Below are 20,748 nucleotides of genomic sequence, written 5' to 3' on the forward strand. Positions count from 1 at the left end.
GCCGAATGAATCGATGCTGGATGGCGATGCACAGTAAGGATACACAGCGGCGCCGTGATCAGCGTCCGCTTGGGAGGAAACTCATGTCTGAAACCACCGCCGCGACCACCGTGCCCTATGCCTCGCCGGCCTCCCGCGCCGGAAACCCGTACGTGTCGGAGCCCCAGGACTACGATGCCATTCTGCTGGCAGGCTTCGGCGGACCTGAAGGCCAGGATGACGTGATCCCGTTCCTGCGCAATGTCACCCGCGGCCGCGGGATTCCAGACGAGCGGCTCGAAGAGGTGGCCACCCACTACCGGCACTTCGGCGGGGTGAGCCCGATCAATGATCAGAATCGTCAGTTGCGTGCCGCCCTGGAAGCGGAGATGCGACGTCGTGGAATGACACACCCGGTGTACTGGGGCAACCGCAATTGGGACCCCTACCTCGAGGACGTGGTCCGCGAGGCCGCCGCGGCGGGACACCATCGGATCCTCGCTGTGGCCACCAGCGCCTACAGCTCCTATTCCAGCTGCCGCCAGTATCGCGAAGACTTCGCTCGCGCGCTGGAGTCCACCGGCCTTCAGGAAACGGTAACCATCGACAAGGTGCGACAGTTCTTCGACACCCCCGGGTTCGTGGAACCATTCGCCGAGGGACTACGTACCGCTCTGGCCGAAGTCACAGCCGAGGGCCACGACCCCGAGCAGATCCGAGTACTCTTCGCCACCCATTCAATTCCCAGCGCTGATGCACTGCGCTCCGGCCCGGAAGAATTGAACCTCGGCGAGGGAGGCGCCTACGCCGCGCAGCATCGTGCCGTCGCCGAGAGAATCTTCTCCGATCTGCGTGCGGACGGGGCGGACGGAGCGGAGGCGACGTGGGAGCTGGTGTACCAGTCCCGCTCCGGTTCACCGTCCACCCCTTGGTTGGAGCCCGATGTTTGCGATCGCATCGCTGAATTGCCCGCCGAGAACGTGACCGCGGTGCTGATCGTGCCGTTGGGCTTTCTCAGCGACCATATGGAGGTGCTGTGGGACCTGGATGAGGAGGCCCTCGAGGCTGCAGCCGAAGCCGGGTTACGGGCGATCCGTACCCCGACCCCGGGTTCACATCCGAGATTTGTCGCCGGGCTGGTCGACCTGATCGAAGAGCGCATCGCCGCCCGTCCGCCAGCGCAGCGACCGAGCCTCACCGAGCTGGGCCCTTGGTATGACGTCTGCCGCCCTGGGTGCTGTGAGAACGCCCGGCTCGGGTTCAAACCCGCTGCCGCCGGCTGCGCCCCCTGAGTCATGCGGCTCTGGTCATTACATCCCGAGGTTCTCGACCGACAGGGGCTGATCGCCGGGTGGCGGGAGGCGCTGCTCGCTCAGGCCGTGCTGTTGGGACGCACCCGAGGCTACACCCGACACCCGCAGCTGGAGCGCTTCCGGTCTCACCCTGACCCTGGGACGGCTATCGGCGCATACCTGAGCGAGCTCCATGCCGACGCCACGCGCCGCGGCTACCGCTTCGACGTCGGACGGATCGCATTCCCGCTCGGCCCCGACCGTGATGCGTCATGGCGCATGGAAGTTACCACCGGCCAGTTGGCGTTCGAGTGGGATCACCTGCAGCGTAAACTCCGCCAGCGCTCCCCCGATCACGTGCGCCCCAGACCGGCGTCGATCCCCGCGCACCCGATGTTCGTGGTGGTGGACGGTCCGATCGCGACCTGGGAACGGCCCTAGCTGGGACGCAGCCGCAGCCCCCGTAATCGGTAGCCTTCGATGAGCTGATCCCAGCTCAGGCGCGGCTGCTCCGCGATCGTCCACGACCCCGCGGCCAGCCGGTGCACGAAGGCGTCCGTCTCCCGCAGCGCCAGATGCTGCCCCGGGCAGCGATGCACCCCGTCGCCGAAGCTCAATCCCGTGGCCGGCACCCCCGGAGTGAGGCTCCGCTCCGGGTCCAACTGCAGCGAGCGTCCGCCCACCACGTCCGCATCCGTGTTGATCTGGCGCACGTTCAGGTCGACCAGGTCTCCGTCACGCAGGGTCGCTGCCGGACACCCAGCATTGTCCTCGAGCGCGAGCTCACTGGTCATCCGCCGGTACAGGTGACCCACGGGCGGTTCGAGACGGATGATCTCGGCCAGGATGCGCTCGCGTTCTTCCCGCCCTGCTTGAGCGTAACGTCGGCGCAGCCGGGCATCATCGAGCACATGCCAGGCAGCCATGGTCATGAATTCGCGGGTGGTCACCATGCCGGCGGTGCCGTAGGTGAGGCACTCGGCCAGGAGATCGGCGCGCTGGTAGCCCTGCTGGAGCAGGTGGCTGATGACGTCCTCACGCGGAGCTCGACGGCGAGCGCGCACCGCCGGGGCCACGTCGCGGCGATAGAACCCGGCCAGCGGTCCCAGGCCGTTGACCGCGGCCTGCATCCAATCGCGGCGGGTGCGGCCCAGGTCCGCCCGCGTCCGGTCCAGTGGCGGCTGCCGGAAAAACCGTTCCAGCCGACTCGCCAGTGCGGTCACCGGCGCATGCGTCAGCCCGACGATCGAGGCGGTGATAGCCACGGCGACGTGCAGGGCGTGCCGATCCACCAGCATGTCTCCCTGATCGGTCGCGATAGTCAGGGAGCGCTCCACCTCCTGCTCGATCAGTGCACTGTAGCGGGTGTCGACGACGGCGGGCGCGAAGAAGCGGGCCACTCGACGCCGTTGCTCATCGTGGTGGGGGCCGTCGCCGATCAGAATGGGACGCTTGCTGAACAGCCACTCAGGGATGTGCTCGGCGGTGAAGCCCGCCTGCCGGGTGGAGGAACGAGCCCGCAGCACCGTCCGGGCCGCGGCGAAACTCCCCACCCGCCGGTACCCCTCGGGATCGTGATGAGCGACCGGGCAGCCGGTGTCTTCGGGGCGTGCGGCGCGCCGCTGGTCCGACACACTCATCGCGGGCCCCGTCGGCTCGGTCGAAGGCGTCGGCGCAGCAGGCCGCGCAACGGCGGGGACCACAGGTCATGACCGGTGACTCCCCAAGCGGACAGCAGCTCATTGGCGGCTTGGAATCCGGTGGTGGCGGCCCGTTCCATCAAGGCCACCGGATACTCACACCGAATCCAGTCTCCTGCCAGCACCAGCCCGGGCACACCGGTGGAGACTCCGGGCTGCTCGTTCCAGGGCGTGGTGTCGGCCAGCCCGCAGTCGTCGTCGATGAGCAGCTCCTCCGCCACGATGCCAGCGTCCCGGGTCTCCGGGTACACGTGGTGGAGCTCAGCGACCAGCCGATCTCGCACCCGCCGCCCCGGCCCGGCCTCGGGCGTCCCCGGGTCCGCGTCGCCGGTCACGGGCGTCTCAGCAGGCAGGGCGTAGCCGTGCAGTTCGACCACGGAGCCGCCATGAGCCCTGGCCCAGACGCGGGCGGTGTGTTCGTAGCGTTCCAGCACGCTCACGTTGTCGAGCAGCTCGTAGCCGCTGGTGCCCATAAATGCCGGGCGTTCCGGCGCCACTTGGGTGTCCAGCCAGAGCCTGAGTACCGCGAAGGGTGGGGCGTTGCGCCGGGGAAGCACCTGCTCCTGTAGCCGTCGCAGACCCTCGTCCACGGCGGCCTCTCCGTCCTCGGCCAGTGCCGGCACCCCGGCAACGAGCCGACGTGCCTGGCGTGGATCGGCGGCGAGCACCACCGCGTCGACGTCGAGCACCCCACCGTCGTACTCCACCCGCCACGCTGCCTCCGACCCAGGCGGGAGTCGGGTCAACCGCTGGACCGTCGTCTGGCACCGCACCTCAGCCCCGAGATGGTCCAGGTACTCCCCCAGCGGTGACCAGAGCGCCTCGCTGTAGGCCTCGCGCGGAACATCGAACAACAGCCCCTCCGCTGAGCCGGTGAAGTAGGTGTGGAACATGGTCACCAATTCACGGGCGGAAAACTCGCGCGGGTCGGCGAAGAAGGAACGGGCGAACACCTCCAGGGCTAAATGTCGAGCGCCGTCGGGGAATCGGAGCCGGTCCAGGAAGTCGGCCGCGGATTCCCCGGTGTCCTCCTGCAGGATCTGCGGGAACTCCACGCGGATCAGCTCCAGCGCGGTCGCAATGTCCACTTGCGTCAGCGCGACGAGCGGAAAGGTGGGGCTGCGCCACACGAACCCGACCAGATTGAACGGTGGGGTGCGCGGAATCGCGGCAAAGGAATCGGTGACGCCGCAGGCGGTGCGCAGCGGGTAGTCCGCCACCGGAACCAGCTGGTGTAGAGCCGGATCCACGCGGCGCAGCAGCGCTCTCAGGTTGTAGTACTGGCGGAAGAAGGCGTGGAAGCCTCGGCTCATGTTCCGACCGTCTTCCAGGGGCCAAGAGCGCACTCGCCCGCCAAGCTGCGCCTGGGCTTCCAGAAGGTGCACCGACACCCCGCGTTCGGCGAGCGCGACCGCAGCGGTCAGCCCGGCGATGCCCCCGCCGATCACCGCCACCGAACGCACGCCCTCCGGCCGTGCCAGCCCACGCGTCGCCCGCACCCGCTCGGCGTGCGGGTCCCTCGGGTCCAGTGGGATGTCGCTGGCCCCAACGCCGTTGCGTGATCCACCACCTCGGATCGTCATTGTTCTCCTCGGGATGCTCCGGCCACCGCGGTATAGGTGTGCAGAATCTTGCGGTGCCAGCCCCGCGCCGTGAACACGCGTCCGCCCTCGAATCCGGCGTCACGCAGTCGCTGCAACACGGTTCGGGTCGAGTCGTTGTTCATCACGGACCGCCAAAGATAGGTGAACAGCGACGGCTCGGCCCGCATCACCACGCTGAGAGGAATGATGACGCCGAAGCAGACCAGGGTCCAGGTGAGCTGGGCCCCTCGGGATTCGACCACCGAGTAATCGTGCAGCACGAGGGGCGTGCCCGGGGCCATCCGCCGCCGGATCGTCGCCAGCACCGCGGTGCGGTCCTGCTCATCCACGTTACGCAGCAGATAGGCGGCGAAGACACCGTCCGGGGCTTCCCCGATCTCCTCGTGCAGGCTGTGCTCGAGGTTCTCGGCGCGTTCCAGTACGAAGCGGGTGCCCGGCCGCCACGTCTTGGCCTGCGCCAGTGCCAGCATGCCTTCCGAAGCATCGACCCCGAGCAGCCGCGCTTCTGGGAGCTGTTCCTGCAGCGCCGCGGTGCTCAACCCGGTCCCACACCCCAAGTCCCAGATCAGCGGACCGTCGTCACCGCGGGAGTGCACCTGGGCACTCAGCTCGCGGGCCGCCCGGCGCAATTCCCGCCGGTATCCCGGGTTCAGCCCGGTCATCACGTCGTAACGCCGGGCCGTGGAGGTGAAGGAGTCACTGAGCTTCATGGGGTGCGTCCGCCTTGTTCGTCTGCTGTTTCTGGTTCTCGTCCGTGAGGGTCTGACGATTCTTCAACGCCTGCCACACCATCAGCGTGGTGGTGATCATCGCGAAGCCGAATCCGAAATCTTCCACGGGGATGTCCCAAGGGAACCGGAGTCCGAGCATCTGGTCGGGGTGATAGAGCACGATCGGGTTCGAGAGCTTGGTGAGCCAGCCATCCACCGGCACCTGGAATCCGAGGCAGATCAGCAGCGCCAGCCAGTATGCCGGGCGGCGAAAGATCCCGCTACGCACCACCAGCAGCTCCACGAGCACCACCACGATGATCCCGATGACGGTCAGCAGTGTGTATTCAGGAAGCATGTTCACCTCCGGCGACGTCCGAGGTGCGACGGCGACGCCACCAGCTCAACACTGTGGACACGCCCTCGTAGCTGAGCAGTGCACACAGCGGGATCACCACGAAAAACACCAGCTCCTCCAACGGGAGCGGACCCAGGTGGATCCCCGTGATGAAGTCGGGGTTATAGGTCCAATGACCTCGGACGATCCCCACGAGATCCCAGATCCCGAACACGACGACGACGGCGATCACGGAGGGCACCATGATGCGCCATCGCCGATATACCCGGGCCTTCAGCACAAACTCCAGCGGCAGCGTGATCAGCACACATCCGGCCATCAGGATCAGATACTCAGCGTGGTTCATGATCGGTCCTCCTCCGCATGATCGCCGGCTCTCGTCGGCACGGGCACCGGCAGTGGTCCTACGGTGGTGTCCGCGCGGAAGCGCTTGAGCACGTTCTCTGCCGAGATCAGGCACATCGGTAGTCCTACCCCGGGAGTCGTGGTGGCTCCGGCGAAGTACAGTCCGTCGACCTCGCGGGACCTGTTGGATCCGCGCAGGAACGCCGACTGGCGTAGCGTGTGCGCCAAGCCCAGCGCACCGCCCTGCCACGCGTTGAACTGAGCTTCGAAGTCACCGGGCCCCACGGTGTGACGTGCCACGATGCGCTCTTCCATGTCCGCGATACCTGCCCGCTCGGCGATCATCGCCACCGTGCGGTCCACGATCTCTTCGGTCTCAACATCAGGGCTCCCGTGCAGGCTCCCCCGGATTCCCCCGGCCATCGCCGGCACGGGAATCAACAAGAACAGGTTTTCGCGTCCGGGCGGCGCCACCGACTCGTCGGTCGCCGAAGGACGACAGAGGTAGACCGACCTCGACGCGGAGTCGCAGTGGGACTCGGCACCACTACCTCGCTCAGGAAAGATGCGCTGGAAGTCCGCGCTCCACTCCCGGCTGAAGAACAGCGAGTGATGCGCCAGCTCGGGCAACGGTCCCTGCACTCCCAGATAGGCCAGTACACAGCCGATGCCGGGATCCCGGCGTTGCCAACGACGGCGCACCGAACGCGGTGGATCTGGCAGCAGCACCGTCTCGGTGAACTGCCGGTCGACAGCGGAGACCACCCGGTCGGCGAACAGGTGGTGTTCCGTGCCCGCGACATCGCGGTAGGTGACTCCCGTGGCGTGTCGGCGCGGCTTTTCGCAGGTGATCTGCTGCGCCGCAGCTCCGGTGATGATCTCAGCCCCGGCGTCGAGCGCCAGCCGGTGCAGCGAGTCGACGAAGGTGCCAAAACCGCCCATCGGGTATGCCACCCCCTGGTTCAGGATCGTGTGGTTGAGGATCCCGTAAAAGGCGGGCGTACGCGAAGGTGAGGAGGAGAGGAACACTGCGGGGAAATCAAGGAGCTGCCGGAGCCGGACGTCGCGGTAGCGGCGGACCGATTGACGTTCCAAGGATCGGGTGAGCCGGGTCAACAGTCGCGGCACGCGACGCAAGACCGACGGATCCAACAACCGGGACGGTGCCTCGAAATTGGTGTAGAGGAAGTGCCCGAGTGCCAGCTGGTAGTCATCACCCCAGGCGGCGAGATCCTCAACGAGTCGATGTCCGGCCCCAGCTTCCAGATCCTCAAAGAGGGACGCCACCTCCGTGGCACCGGTCGTGATGTCGAGTCGCCGAAAGCCTTCCGTGAACAGCGCGAAAGAGGGATCCTCCAGCGTTCGCAGGTCCAGCTCCCGCTCGACACTGGTGCCCATCAGGGCGTAGAAATGCCCGAAAGCCTCCGGCATCAACCACCAGGAGGGGCCCTGATCCCAGCGGAACCCGTCGTCCTCCAGGCGCCCGGCCCGCCCTCCGACCTGGAGTTGTTGCTCGAGGACGGTCACCTGATGGCCGTCCCGCGCCAACAGCCCGGCGGTAGCCAACCCAGCCACTCCGGCACCGATGATCACCACGCGCTGCCGTTCGGTGCCCGGTCTCACGCTCGACTCCCTCGGCGCACACGCTGCAGCGCGGTGTCCACCGCGAGCGCCACCTTGCGGGCGTTGTTGACTCGGATGCGTCGCGCGCCGATCTGTTGGGCGGGGGTCTCGTCGATCTGGTCGGTCAGCTCGTGGAACAGCCGGTGAGCCACCCCGACCGCGAGCCGCGCCCGCAAGTCAAGTAGCCCGATGCCCGCTTCAGCAGCGTCCAGGTCCTGGCGGATGTCCGCGACCAAACGATGCTTTTCGACGTCGCTGAACGTCACGGGATCGACGCCAGGGAAATAGCACCGACCCAGTTCGTCCCGGTCGGCACCGAGGTCGCGCAAGAAGTTGATCTTCTGGAAGGCCGCTCCCAGGCGCTGTGCGCCACGGGCCAGGGTCTGAGATTCGGTGGTCGCTGTTCCGGGCATGCTGCGGAACACAGCCAGGCACATCAGCCCCACCACCTCAGCCGATCCGTAGATGTAGTCCGCCAAGGACTCCTCCGTGTGCTCGGTCCGATGCAGGTCGGTGCGCATCGCGGTAAAGAACGGCCGGGTCAACGCGGTGGTGATGTCATGAGAGCGTGCCGTAGCGGCAAAGGCATGAACCACCAGGTTCGTGCTGTAGCCGGTGTCCAGAGCGGCCTCGGTCTCGGATTCCAAGCGATCGAGGGCTTCCTCGGCCTCCCGTGGTTCCAGTCCGGCTTGCACCGCCACTCCGTCGACGATCTCATCGGCCAAACGCACCAGAGCGTAGAGATTGGCAATGTCACGACGTGCCGGTGCACCGAGGAACTTCGTGGCTAGTCCGAAGGAGGTCGAGTAGGCGCCGATGACCGTCCCCGCGCTGCGCGTGGCGGCGGCGGTGTAGCGCTGGAGAGGATCCATCGTGCCCATCATGCCCCTCGCCGCTGAAGGTCATCTATGACGACGTCGAACTCAGCACGGGCCTGTTCCGTCAACGGGAGCGTCTCCAGTCCGGCCCGGGCTCGGTCGCAGCACAGCTGGGCCACCATGCGGGCGCGTTGCTCGATGCCGTACGTGGTCAGCGCGGTGCGCATCACGTCTATCGGGTCCTCGCCATCCCGCCACGCCCGGACCACTGGCTCCGCTTCCGGAATGTCCTGGAGCAGGGCGATGAGTACCGTGAATTTTCGCTCCCGCAGGTCGGAATCGACAGGCTTTCCGGAGGCATCGGGGTCGCCAAAGGTACCGAGCACGTCATCAATAATCTGATATCCGATGCCCAGATGAGCACCGGCTTCCGCCAACTGAGCAGCAGTGTCTGAAGGAGCGCCAGCCAGCATCGCCCCGATGCGCAGTGGGGCTTCAAACGAGTAGGCAGCAGTCTTCAACCGATGCATCTGCAGCACTCGATCCAGGTTTGGGTCACCCACACCGGTGGCGAAGAGCACATCGTCTAGCTCACCAGCAGCTGAGCTCAGGATCGCTGAGTGGAAGGCCTCAACAATCTCCAGTCCCGCGGGTTCATGACGTACGGACTCATGCACCAGGCGGATCGCCTCCGCAAGCAAGACATCTCCCGCGAGCACACCGGCTGAATGGCCAACGTGTTCGGCGTCGCGGCGATTCTGTCTCATTTCCAGTGCGTCGTCACGGTATTCCGCAGACAGGGTGGGGCCACCTCGACGTATGAAATCGCGATCGATGACGTCATCGTGGACGACGAAGGCGGTGTGCAGCAACTCGACAGCACAGCCCAGCTTGACCACTGGTGCGTCACTCCGGCCGTCGAAGGTGCGAAACCCCAAGTGCACCAGGGCCGGCCGGGACCGCTTACCACCCTCGATCATGCGCCCGATCCTCTGCCACATCTGGACCATCCGGTCCGACCCTGAGGTGGACACTCTGTGCTCAATCACGTGCGCCAGTTCGGTGGAGACCGCGTCGAGGAAGTCGGCCTTGGAGACGGACATCTCGACGCTGTTGACATCGCGGAGACTCACTATCTCTGGCGCCGCAGTATTGCGCTTCGGTAACACCGAACGGTCGATGATTCCCTCGGATCCGATGGCTCTGCGCTCCGTCCCGCCGTGGCGTTTCCACCGCCACAATGCATAGAAGTTAGCTTATCTAATTGCAAGCCTATCTAACTATAGGTGTGATCGCATTCAGAAACCCGACGCGAAATCGTTCCACCGCTGAGGACAGAATCGGGATCAGCCAAAACCACGACGACGATCCAGGCGATGACACGCCGCACAAAGCAAGCGTTCTGGCATACAACCCACATAACACTGAGATGCGTCGAGATAGCAAGAGCCCCGGGACCGCACGGACGGCACCGGAGCTATCAATTCCTGTCGATGAGGCGTAATCGCCCTCAGGCGAAATCGCAAAAAATGTCCGTCAGGCAGTGTCTTGCATCAACACATAGGCGACGCTGTTTACCGGTCAGAACCCGAGGACCCCCACACCAGCTGAGGCGGATCAACACCGTGATGGATCTCTGCCGTATCCGGACTTGCCAGCATTACCGTTGATTGCTTTGCTGCGGCACTTCCGTGCTGTCCCGCTCCAGAAGGCAGCGCTATGGATCGTTCAGGCTGTGTACTCGGGCAAGAGTATTCGCATCACCGATATCGGATGTGGAAACGAAACCGTCCGACCTGAGTCGTGCCATGTTTGTTGAAAATAAGTGGTCGAGGGGTGTAGATCGTTGATATTCCGCGGTTCGGGTTCCTGAATCTACGCACTAATCGTGTGCCGACTAGACTGTGCAGGTGGGCTTGTTCGTGCGGAAAGTGAAGACCGCTTCAGGAGCGACCGCGGTCCAGATTGCTCATACCAAGCGCGGGATCCAGAAGATCGTAGAACACATCGGCTCCGGGCATACTGATGCCGAGATCGCCGCACTGGTTCATATCGCGAAAACCAAGATCGCAGGGGATCAAGAAGAACTCGACCTCGAACTTCCCAGCACCCCGGACCAACCGGGTGCTCAGCCCAGCGTTGCGCTCATCGGGCCGAGGGGGACGGGTTCCTCAGCTCAACTGCTGTGGAACGTGTTGGAGGACGCGTATCAGCATCTGGGCTTCACCGGGGTGGGGAACACGGTGTTCCAGAAGCTGGTGTTAGCCCGACTGATCGAGCCGACCTCGAAAACGGACACGATCCGTGTCCTGGAAGAACTCGGCGTGAAGGCCCCGTCATTGCGCACGATCTGGCGTACCCTGGCTGAATCCATTAGCCAGGACTGGCGGGATGGGTTCAGCCGGGCAGCCTACGCACACGCCCTGAAGACCGCAGGCCATGCTGGCTTGTCTGTGGTGCTTTATGACGTCACGACCTTGTACTTCGACGCCAATGACGAAGACGAGCTACGCAAAGTCGGGATGAGTAAAGAACGCAGAGTCGATCCACAGATCGTGGTCGGGTTACTGGTGGATCGTGAGGGGTTCCCTTTAGAGATCCACTGTTTCGAAGGCAACAAGGCCGAGACCTTGACCCTGGTCCCGGTGCTGCGGTCTTTCCAAGACCGTCACCAGGTCAAGGATCTGGTGGTCGTCGCTGATGCGGGGATGCTCTCAGCAGCCAACCTCAATGCTTTGGAGGATGCGGGGTTCTCTTTCATTGTCGGCTCGAGGATCACGAAAGCCCCGTATGACCTGGCGGAGCATTTCGACCGTCATGGCACTTACTTCACCGACGGGCAGGTCCTGGAATCATCACGCACCATGGGTACCGGCACTAATGCCAGGGCGCGCAGGGTGGTGTATCACTACTCGTTCCAGCGTGAGAAGCGCGATAACTACTCGTTGAATAAGCAGATCGAGAAAGCAGAGAAAGTCGCCTCCGGGGCCCGGCCAGTGCGCAAGGACCGGTTCGTGAAACTCACCGGGAAGAAACCCGGGGTGGATTGGGCGCTGGTCGAGCGAGCCAGACAGCTACTGGGTTTGAAAGGCTACGTGACGAATATTAGCCCGCAGGTCTTGGAGGGTGGCGCAGTGGTTGCTGCGTATCACGATCTGTGGAAGGTCGAGAAGTCATTCCGGATGGCGAAGAGCGATCTCCGTGCCCGGCCGATGTTCCATCATCAGCGGGACTCGATCGAGGCGCACTTGACGATCGTGTTCTGCGCGCTGGCCGTAGCTCGTCACCTGCAAGCAGTGACTGGGGTGAGTATCAAGAAACTCGTGCAAGCGCTGAGACCTTTGCGGACGGTCACGATTGATATCAATGGGCAACAGCTCACCGCGGCTCCGTCCATCCCCGCAGACGCCCAGAAACTGCTCGACTCGTTGGTCTCAAAAACTACGCACTAAATCTGGCACGACTCAGGTCCGAAGAACCACCGCGTAGAAAATGCAATTGCCCGGGAACCGAACCCACGGTTCCCGGGCAACCTGTCATTTCTGAACCGCCACATCTGTAAACGATGTGCCGACTTAGAACAAAGTCGGCCTAACAGGGGTACAAGCAAACAAAATGGACAATCTGTCAAAAGAGGTGCATGCCTTGCTTGACGAGATCAGTAGCCTGACTCGGCCCACTACCTCCGGCCAGGAGGCGGAGCAGCCGTCGCGGAAGCGCCCACGCCGGGCATTCACGCTGGAGGAGATCGACCAACTCATTGCCGACTATCGAGCAGGTATGCCAATGTCAGAACTCACCACCCGGTATCGCTGTCACCGTGCCGTCGTCTTGAAGTACACGAGTCAAGCCGGGGTGCACCGCAAGGCCAAGGGCAAGGTCAGCCAGCAGGCACTTACCGAGATGGTCCGACTTTACGAATCAGGTCTCGGAACTGGCGACATTGGACGCAGGCTCGGCTTTACGACCAAGACCGTGCGGAGACGCCTCAAAACCGTCGGGGTTATGCCAGGACCTGTGGAGTGACAACATTTCAACATTCAAATATTCTTAAGCTCTAGCCCAACAACCCTTGTCGCCAACGCTCAAATCGTGACCACTTCAGGGGATCATACACTTTAACACTCCGGTCGCTAATCGCTCGCTTAATCTGCGGATCCGAGAGCAGCCCTCGGAGGGCAGCGTAGTTCTTTCTGGCTTCTTCTGCCAATTCTGGATAATCAAAACAAAAACTAGCAATATCACGAGCCCAGAAATTCCATGTGCCATCGGTAACTCGCCCAAGTTCTCGAAGCTCAACTTGATCGTTACTAAGCGTAAGATAGTCCCGGATCCACACAGAACCAGCGTGCTTTATCCTGTCTGTGCGTTTGAACTTTTCCGGCCGCGCATCCCACAAGCCCCAGAATCGCTGGAGATATTGATTCTCCAACTCGCGATGGAGCTGTCTATTGTGAATTCGAAGTTGGCTGACAGCTGCGAGTACTGCAATTAGGGCCATTCCAGTAAACGCTGCAGTGACCCACTCTGGAACCGTACCCCAGTCCCATGAAGAACCAAATCTGTCCGCCGATTCTACAGCGATCATTTATGGTGCCGCTTCCTGACCTCTTCGAGATTGTCGATCTCGACTTCTAGTTCGCCTGGATTAAGCGGCCGAGTACCGTCACCAGTCGGCGCTCGGTGTCCATTCATGAATCGAGATTCAATGGTCATTCCGAGGTTAACTGCCATTACGTCACGCTCCTCAAGCGCAAGAACACGGTGGAGTTGCTGAGTCTTCACGGCACGTTCGTGTCTTGTAACGACACCGTGCAACAAGACCTCCTCCACTAAAGCTTCCCACGCGACGCGGATGGAACTGGCTATGTCACTCGCCTCATTCCTATATGCCACAGGGTCGCCACTTTTATATAGCTTTCGGATATTTTGAATACGCTGCCTAATTCTCCCAACTGTTTTGGAGACAGTGGCATGACGCCACTCAGACTCAGAAGTAACCACACCAGCTCCATGCGGAGCCCTATTTATATGCAGGTAGCCAAACTCGCCAGTTGGACTTAGGCCCTTTGCTCCTCGCGCCAGGTCTATCGTTCTCTTCTCTTCGAAAAGGTATTGAACGAACGTGAAGTCGTGAGTGAATACAAGCACCTGACGTTCTTCCGCTTCTTGGATAAGTCGCTTGGCGACGTCAGTACGGAACTCTTGATCAAGGCTAGAAGTAGGGTCGTCAAATACAAGTGTCGATTTATCCCCCGACTCAGTGAGATCAGCAAAGAATCCTGCGATAGCGGCAACCCGTTGCTCTCCTTCGCTGAGCACTTCACTCGGAGCTAGATCTGACCCCTTGAGAGAGACTTTAACGTAGCTGGTTCCTTTAGAGGTCTTATCATAGATAAGTTCTACAGGTACACGGTCAATACCGAGGTTTCGTGCCTCAGACTCAAATTTACCGCAAACTTTTTCGACGTAATCCCTCGCTAACTCACCGTGCTTTCGACTCACGGAGCCAGTACCACACGATTTCTTCGCTGCTTTCAGTAAATCAATCCATATACGCAGATCATGTTCGCGCCCTAACTCTTGCTGCACTTCGAGGAGACGCTTCTGCAGAGTTAAGGAATCTTGCCGGTCTCTGAGGCTAGCAACGAGGCTTGCGTCTTCTTCAGCAACTCTCAATCGTTCGGCTTCCGCATCCTCGTTCGATCGGTATTTCGCAAGGGTCTCGAGTACATCCCGGCAGAGACGAGAAATCTCTGCCGATCTTTCGTCACTACTACTCAAGGATTTGGATGCATCAATATCTTGACTGATTAGACGGGCGTTCCCTACCAGGGTTTTAATCGAAGCCAACTCTGTGTCCGCATCAAGGGACTTCAGAAGTTGGGTGCGCTCCTCTGTGAGCACATCTAAGTTCACTGACGATATCTTTAGAAGTGCCTCTTTCCAAGTTTCCCGCGCAGCGTCTACTGTCTTCTGGGCCTCGCCCTCCAAAAAGGCCTTGATTCTCTGAGCGCGTTCCTGAGCATCTTCGGAGATGGCTTGTCCACAAAGAGGGCAGTCTTTTCCTGCAACCTCGTGAGGGAAAGCAGTATCGCAGTGCTGCAGCGAGAATTCAGCAGCAGCCTCCCACAGCTGTTTCCATTCTGCGGTCTCCACCGGCCCAAGCTCTGCACTACTTGAGGCCAAGGCTTGGGCTTCTGCAGCATTCTCGGCTGCAGAGAGCTGTCCCCTAACTACCGCTAACTTCTCAATCGCGACGGGACCGAAGTTTCCGTCAATCTCCTTAACATGAGATTCGAGTGATCGAATTTGACTTGATCTAGACGAATGTTGACTTGCGAGCTTCGCAGGACTGCTCGAAGTGATCCTGCTAATCTGCGCCGGGAGTTCCTTAATTTCCTTTAGTTCCTCATCGGTTAATGGCTTCAGTTCCAGCAGTTTACGGCGACCAGCTTCCGTCCCGAGACGCTCAAGTATCTCACGCCCTTTACCTGAATCTAGTTGGTCGAATGTGCGCTGCTTCAGCTCCGTTTTCTGGAGCAATTCGCCGATCTTATCTCCTAGCTGAGTAAGCGCTGAGGTGAAATCACTCAGAATATCCAATGCGGGCGGAACATAGGCCACGTCGTTCGAGGATCCAACAAGCTTGGCGGCTTCTAGTGTGTCGAAGACTCTGATCCGTCGCAGATCGCCTGAGGTGCATTCTTCACCATGGCTCCATGTAAACTCAGCGCCCTCCTTATCACCGAGTTGATAATGCACGACGGCACTGGGTGTGATGTCTACTTTGAAAGCGTTAGGAAGAATAGTGTCCGGAACTCTCGTATGAGCAACCTGTTTGATGATCCGGGTATATCCGGACTTCCCGGTACCGTTAAGTCCGGCAATGATTGTGAGCCCTGAGTCAGGCGAAAATTCTAGAGATGCCCCGGGCGCTAAACTGTTTACCCCATCCAGATGGTGTATTCGAGTCAACGCCGTCGGAGGCTCGCTACTAGAAGCTCGCTGCAGATTATCTGCGGTGAGTGGCACAAGTTCCAGTTGCTTAGGGAGTTCCGGAGGTTTATACCAAGGCAGGCTCGCATTGATGGACTCATTGAGAACTGCGTCCTTGAGTGATTCAACAACATCATACGAAAGAACTTCCCCCTCAGCTACGCGACGCAATAGGTCGCGCTGCCAGAGGGGAAGCCTAGCGGCCCATTCAACGAGTGCTTCTTCCAGCTCAGCCAAGACTCATCTCCCTCTACAGCAAACGCTGCCTCGTAGCAGTATCTATCGGGCGCAAACGTGCGAACTCCAAAAGCTCCACTGGTGTCGCGCCCTTATCGCGCCAGTCTTTGACGGTCTTCTCTCCAAGTAGAACGTAGGACCAAGTCCGGCTGTCGCGCTCCTCTTCGGGGAGCTCGTTGAGTTTCTCGCACCAGTCCAGAGCAGCTCGCTTCTTACGTTTTACGTTCTCGTCGCTGAGTGCCGACTGCGCTTTTGTCTCGACCACGTACACATCGGTGTCTGTGCGCACCAGAAAGTCCGGTGAGTACTGCCCGGGCATGCCATCGGCTTTTAGGTAGGGGCGACGGACGAAGTCGTGCCGGTATTCATGCACTTTGATGAAGGCCTCGACTGCCGTGTCCTGGTCGAGCCACTCCATGAACTGCCGCTCGAGACCGCCGCCACGCAGCGGGAAAGGCTGTCGAGGGAAGATGCACTTTGTCACCTCAATGGACCCCGCCAAGCTGACCGGGATCGTCTTCACTTCCGAGGTCCACCGATGATCTACCAGCCAATCTGTCGAAGTCTGGTTAGACTCGAGCTCGGTAAGCCGCGTGGCGAACTGTCCCGCAATGTCATGCGCTACATCTTCAATCAGTAGCACGCGCCAGTTCTCGTTCTCCATCGGGTCGAACTCTTCGCCGAACATGCGGTGGCGAATGTAGGTGTCGATCCATCCAGCAAGGTGCGGACGGAAGGTCTGCATCAGCGGGAAGCGACTGAACTCCTTGTATTGCTTGGCGCTCTTGGTGATGTTTCGAGACATAGCCTCGGAGATACGGGTGGTCATGCGCGAGAGGTAGTCGTTATACCCCGTGGCGGTCATGACACCGCCGTCCACACGGTAGTCGCCGTACTGCAGCCCGGTCTCAGCATCGTGTGAGGCGAACCTGTCTCCCTCGCCAACCTGCTGCAGCAACCAGTCCAGCTGGTACTTGCTCTTCTGGAAGGTCCTCGGATTCAGCACAGGAGCCTGTAGTTCCTCGTCCGCTTCCCGAATCACGATAGGGACTTCAAAGTCGTAGGCCTGGTATCCCTGCCGAAGGTCCACATTCATGACGTCGCCAGTTGCCGGAGTGTCGTCGGCATCATCGTCAACTTCACCGGCCACGCCCGCGTCCAGCAGTTCATCGTAGAACTCAGAGAACGCCGGGTGCTCAACGACAAAAAGGACATCGAAGAAATTCGTCGGCTCAAGCCGCTGAGCGATGCGGTCCCGGGTCTCCTGTTTCTTCTCATCGATGGCCGGGTTGCCGCGCCACATCAGGCGCAGACCACGCCCCACTGTCTGTTCCAGCAGGATCGAAGCCTGAGAGGCGCGCAGCGGCACGATGACGCAGATGTTATTGACGTCGAAGCCCTCGCGCAGCATCAGCACGGAGACGATGACCCTTGGCTGGCTGTGCCGATCCACATTGAAAAGACGTTCGCGGACCGGCTCCCATTCCTTGGGCTTCAGCTCGCCCTTCTTGTTGGAGTCGATGCGCAGGACGTCATCCTGTGCCAGTCCTTCAGCGAGGAGGAACTCTTCAACATGTGGGGTAACTGCCGTGTCCTCACAGACCACCAGCAGCTTCGGGTGCTTATCCGGGTCCACATCGGCGAACTGGTTCTCCAGAATCTGGAGCTTGCGCAACCCAGCGCGCAGCATAGTCCGCTGACCATCAGAGAGCCCTGAAACCTTGTTCTGCTCGTCGCGCTCAGCCTTGAAGTTCAGCGGCAGCGCGGCGACTTCCTTGCGCTTATCCAGCGCCAGCGACTTCACCAAGCCTGCACGCATAGCGCGGGTAAGGTCGAAGTCCACCACGATATGGGGGAAATACTGCTTCTTGCGGTTCCGTGCCGAACCAACCTCGTTATACGGGGTGGCGGAGAAGTCCATCTGAATGAACTTTGAGCCCTTGGTTGCAGCGATCTCCAGTAGGCTCTTTTGCCACTCGACGTCGGTGACTTCCTCCGCTTTCTTTACTTCATGGATGTGGTGGGCCTCGTCATTGAAGACCATCAAGTCGGGCAGGTCCACCAACGCCTGCAGCGGACCGCCTCGAGCGAATCGGCGGTCGAGCGTCTCCAGTGCATTACCTGATGCCGTTCCCGGTGTCAGTGGCAGGAAACTAGATGCCGCCTTCTTCGCGTCGACCTCTTCCCCTGGGGCGGTGACGGCATCGTCCTCATCTTCATCGACGAAGTTGGGATCCTCGACTCCAGCAAGGAGGTGCCAGTTGGTGATAGCAACTAGGCCACCGCCGGTGACTTTGCGACCAATGTCATGCTTTGTCACCGTCGAGGACCGCAAAAAGCCAAAGACCTGCGTGCGGTAGTTCTCTGGGATGAACAGGTCGCTCTGCTTATAGATGTCACTGGTACTGAAGTCTCGCTCCCCGTCAACCATCTTGCCTTGGAATGAATCAAGCAGGCGGTCGTAGACGATAAGGCCCGGGGCTACCAGTAGGAAGTTACTGGTGAAGCGAGAGTCGTCCGGCGCAGCGACCTTATTCAGGTACTGCCAGACCAACAGGGCGTTGAGCACCCAGGTCTTACCAGTACCGGTGGCCATCTTCGCGGCATACTTCGGATGCTGGTGCCGGTCACGGGTAACTTCACCGAGAACACCGCCGTCAAGCATCGCATCGCGGGCAACCGCTTCATAGAGATCCTGCAGGCGCGTCACACCCAACACTTCATGGGCATAGATCACATGCAGAATCGCCGCACGCTGCCCCTCATGGAAGTTCAGCTGCCGGATATCGCAGTAATCCTGCTGAAACCAGAACTTCAGCAACTCTGCAGTTGTCGGCGTGACTTGATGGAGAAACTCCGGGTCACGACCGGCAACCAGATCATCAATGTGCGGGGTCACTAGCCGGGAGAGGCCAGTAGCCAGTGGGAAATTATCGAGGGCCTTACTCATGCCGACACCTCCACAGCGTCGACGATGACTTCGGACTCAAAGCCGAAGACATCGACAGCTCGTACGCACACTCGTCGTGGTCCCGGGGCGCGCGGCACTTGCACCTGCGCCTGAGTCACCACGCGCAGCGGATCGTCGTTGTTTTCTGTATTGCCGCGATAGTCCTGCCAAACAGAGCGGAACACTTCACCGTCGTAGTCCGGATCGACGGCCCAGTACTCAATGAGCGCCAGCGGGTCCTCGTTCATGACCTGCTGCAGGGCAGAGCGGTTCTTGTCGTCCAAGTTGATCGCTTCCGGTGACAGCAGTACGTAGTTCTTTAGATCCACGGTGAGGAGCTCATCCGAACCCGACACCTCACGCGCTGGGACCGTTGCCTCCAGGTACTGAAGGCTAGAGAACCGGACCTGTCCAGCAAGCTTGTCTGCACCCTTCTTCTTGATGCGATCCAGAAGGTCTGGCGGAATCACCAGCACTTCGAGGTTCGGATCATTCAAATCCTGAATGTCTTGTCCGATACCGGCAGAGAAGTTCCACCCCAGCACGATGACCTTCTCGAAGCCGCCGAGCTTGGAGTCTCGATAGCCCTGGGCGCGGCGAAGTGTAGAGACTGTCGTCATCTTCGACGGGCTGTCCGTGAAGACGAGCGTCTTGGTATTCGGCAGCCGTCCTAGGCTGTTGTTGACATTCTCCTCAGCAGCCAGCGGCACGGCGCCGAATAGATTGAGCACCACCTGCGCCAGGTCACCCACGCGGAACTTGCGGCCAAGCGTTGAGCGGGCCTGCTCCACCTGGTAGTCACCAATGGCTTGGTAAAGGAAAGGTTTAGCGTCCTGATCGATGAGACGCTTACGGGCGATCATCGTCGCTGGCTTCCCTAGATCACTTGCAATCCAGCTTCTGCCCATCTTTTCTGCCACAGCAGCAGTAGTTCCCGAACCCGAGAAAAAGTCACCGACAAGACCACCCTCGGGACATGAAATCCTAATTATTCGTTCAAGTAGGGCTTCTGGCTTCTGGGTATCATAATCAACGGCCTCTCGCGCTTGAGAGTTAATGACGAAGATGTCCTGCCACAAGGAGTTGACCGGCTGGCCCTCGTACTCGTCAAGGAATTTCTTCTCTTGAAGTCGTTGGTCGTGCTTTGCCGGAAAGTAGATCCGACCGTCACGATCAAGAGCCTCGAGCTTCTCTCGGACCATACGCCACCCTTTAGCCGGAGGACTATAGCCTTTGTACTCGTAGACGAGGTTCTCTGTAGGGTCACCCGGGTTAGCAAGAGGGTATGGCATCCAGCGCCGCCCAGCGTGCGGCCCGTCAGCATCCTTACGAGTGAAGCGCGATTCGATGTACTGCTTTACATGATCCGAGTTCTTTTCTCTTACCGGGTTGAAGAAATAGTCTTGGTCGTCCTTGGCATAGACGAACAAAGTGTCGTATGCAGATCCCAGCCTTCTCGACTCTGCAGCATTACCAAACTTCCGCTTCCAAACAACTTCATTCAGAAACGACTTTCTTCCGAATATTTCATCTAGGACGATTTTGGCGTAATGCCCAACATGCCAGTCCAGGTGCACCCACATCGTCCCATTGTCGGCAAGTAGCTCGCGCATCAAAATGGCCCGGCTCGTAAGCATCGCAAGATACGACGCAGTCCCGTCCGCCCAAGTGTCAGAGTAGGCAAACTGCTCCAGCACCGTCGGCTTCTGGTTGAGCGTCGCGCCAGGGAGCCTGATCTGTGTTCGGTAATCTGCCTTGGAATCGAACGGTGGATCGATATAGATGAGATCTAGCTTGCCGCGCAAGCTCGGAGTGGAGTCGTTTCCTGCCAGCAGGGCGGCCATCGCCAGGAGGTTGTCGCCATAAATTAGGCGATTGGGAGTCCCCCCGCCTGTGCCCGTTATTCCACTCGACTGACTTGCGCTCGCGAACAGGTCTGCGGCACTGGTGTCCTTGGATGGAATGACGAGCTCACGCGTCTGCAGCGACACACGGTTCTTGCCCTCCAGCTGCTCTAGAACCTGTGCGGCTTGCCTCTTGCCTGCCGCGACGATATGCGGCAACTGCTCCAGTAATGACTTGCTCATGTGGTTGTGCGTCTCCCTCACCCGCAGGTGTGTTAAGTGATTCGTG

The 20,748-nt window shown here is 60.6% G+C and carries 16 protein-coding genes; 4 read left to right on the forward strand and 12 right to left on the reverse strand.

Annotated features, from left to right (window positions below):
- The first annotated feature begins 83 nt into the window (after window positions 1–83).
- Both P8192_RS09025 and P8192_RS09030 read left to right on the forward strand, forming a co-directional pair.
- On the forward strand, window positions 84–1,271 hold the full coding sequence (locus P8192_RS09025; RefSeq protein WP_278156391.1) for a ferrochelatase: 1,188 nt from the start codon (window positions 84–86) through the stop codon (window positions 1,269–1,271).
- A gap of 3 nt (window positions 1,272–1,274) precedes the next feature.
- The gene (locus P8192_RS09030; protein ID WP_278156393.1) at window positions 1,275–1,712 is read left to right on the forward strand and encodes a pyrimidine dimer DNA glycosylase/endonuclease V; all 438 of its coding nucleotides are present in this window, start codon (window positions 1,275–1,277) and stop codon (window positions 1,710–1,712) included.
- Here the strand turns inward: P8192_RS09030 and P8192_RS09035 are convergent.
- The 8 genes from P8192_RS09035 to P8192_RS09070 are packed head-to-tail and all read right to left on the reverse strand — an operon-like array spanning window position 1,709 to window position 9,532.
- A complete protein-coding gene (locus P8192_RS09035; RefSeq protein WP_278156395.1) occupies window positions 1,709–2,911 on the reverse strand; it encodes a cytochrome P450 in 1,203 nt (400 codons plus the stop codon). The genes P8192_RS09030 and P8192_RS09035 overlap by 4 nt on opposite strands.
- Window positions 2,908–4,554 carry an FAD-dependent oxidoreductase gene (locus tag P8192_RS09040; RefSeq protein WP_278156397.1) on the reverse strand — a complete coding sequence of 549 codons (1,647 nt, stop codon included), beginning with the start codon at window positions 4,552–4,554 and terminating at the stop codon, window positions 2,908–2,910. The genes P8192_RS09035 and P8192_RS09040 overlap by 4 nt, the downstream gene beginning before the upstream one ends.
- Window positions 4,551–5,285 carry a class I SAM-dependent methyltransferase gene (locus P8192_RS09045; RefSeq protein WP_278156399.1) on the reverse strand — a complete coding sequence of 245 codons (735 nt, stop codon included), beginning with the start codon at window positions 5,283–5,285 and terminating at the stop codon, window positions 4,551–4,553. Before P8192_RS09045 ends, P8192_RS09040 begins: the two co-directional genes overlap by 4 nt.
- On the reverse strand, window positions 5,272–5,643 hold the full coding sequence (locus P8192_RS09050) for a lycopene cyclase domain-containing protein (RefSeq protein WP_278156401.1): 372 nt from the start codon (window positions 5,641–5,643) through the stop codon (window positions 5,272–5,274). Before P8192_RS09050 ends, P8192_RS09045 begins: the two co-directional genes overlap by 14 nt.
- Complete coding sequence (locus P8192_RS09055; RefSeq protein ID WP_278156402.1) at window positions 5,633–5,989, reverse strand: lycopene cyclase domain-containing protein; 357 nt, start codon at window positions 5,987–5,989, stop codon at window positions 5,633–5,635. Before P8192_RS09055 ends, P8192_RS09050 begins: the two co-directional genes overlap by 11 nt.
- On the reverse strand, window positions 5,986–7,611 hold the full coding sequence (gene crtI / locus P8192_RS09060; protein ID WP_278156404.1) for a phytoene desaturase family protein: 1,626 nt from the start codon (window positions 7,609–7,611) through the stop codon (window positions 5,986–5,988). The genes P8192_RS09055 and crtI overlap by 4 nt, the downstream gene beginning before the upstream one ends.
- Window positions 7,608–8,483: a phytoene/squalene synthase family protein gene (locus tag P8192_RS09065; protein ID WP_278156406.1), complete on the reverse strand. Its 876-nt coding sequence runs from the start codon at window positions 8,481–8,483 to the stop codon at window positions 7,608–7,610. The genes crtI and P8192_RS09065 overlap by 4 nt, the downstream gene beginning before the upstream one ends.
- 8 nt (window positions 8,484–8,491) lie before the next feature.
- The gene (locus P8192_RS09070; protein ID WP_278156408.1) at window positions 8,492–9,532 is read right to left on the reverse strand and encodes a polyprenyl synthetase family protein; all 1,041 of its coding nucleotides are present in this window, start codon (window positions 9,530–9,532) and stop codon (window positions 8,492–8,494) included.
- Between the two features lie 807 nt (window positions 9,533–10,339).
- On the opposite strand from P8192_RS09070, the gene P8192_RS09075 reads away from it, so the two are divergent.
- Both P8192_RS09075 and P8192_RS09080 read left to right on the forward strand, forming a co-directional pair.
- Window positions 10,340–11,881 (forward strand): IS1634 family transposase, encoded by a 1,542-nt coding sequence (locus P8192_RS09075; protein ID WP_431521101.1) that lies wholly within the window; start codon window positions 10,340–10,342, stop codon window positions 11,879–11,881.
- Window positions 11,882–12,044: 163 nt separating this feature from the next.
- The gene (locus tag P8192_RS09080) at window positions 12,045–12,455 is read left to right on the forward strand and encodes a hypothetical protein (RefSeq protein WP_278156410.1); all 411 of its coding nucleotides are present in this window, start codon (window positions 12,045–12,047) and stop codon (window positions 12,453–12,455) included.
- Window positions 12,456–12,486: 31 nt separating this feature from the next.
- Here the strand turns inward: P8192_RS09080 and P8192_RS09085 are convergent, their stop codons facing one another.
- From P8192_RS09085 to P8192_RS09100, 4 genes are read right to left on the reverse strand one after another with little or no spacing between them, the layout of a single operon-like run.
- A complete protein-coding gene (locus P8192_RS09085) occupies window positions 12,487–13,017 on the reverse strand; it encodes a hypothetical protein (protein ID WP_278156412.1) in 531 nt (176 codons plus the stop codon).
- A complete protein-coding gene (locus P8192_RS09090) occupies window positions 13,014–15,665 on the reverse strand; it encodes an AAA family ATPase (protein ID WP_278156414.1) in 2,652 nt (883 codons plus the stop codon). The genes P8192_RS09085 and P8192_RS09090 overlap by 4 nt, the downstream gene beginning before the upstream one ends.
- A gap of 13 nt (window positions 15,666–15,678) precedes the next feature.
- Complete coding sequence (locus tag P8192_RS09095) at window positions 15,679–18,615, reverse strand: DEAD/DEAH box helicase family protein (RefSeq protein WP_278156416.1); 2,937 nt, start codon at window positions 18,613–18,615, stop codon at window positions 15,679–15,681.
- Complete coding sequence (locus P8192_RS09100; RefSeq protein WP_278156418.1) at window positions 18,612–20,702, reverse strand: site-specific DNA-methyltransferase; 2,091 nt, start codon at window positions 20,700–20,702, stop codon at window positions 18,612–18,614. Before P8192_RS09100 ends, P8192_RS09095 begins: the two co-directional genes overlap by 4 nt.
- Window positions 20,703–20,748: the final 46 nt, after the last annotated feature.

Source organism: Citricoccus muralis (assembly GCF_029637705.1).
Lineage (GTDB): Bacteria > Actinomycetota > Actinomycetes > Actinomycetales > Micrococcaceae > CmP2.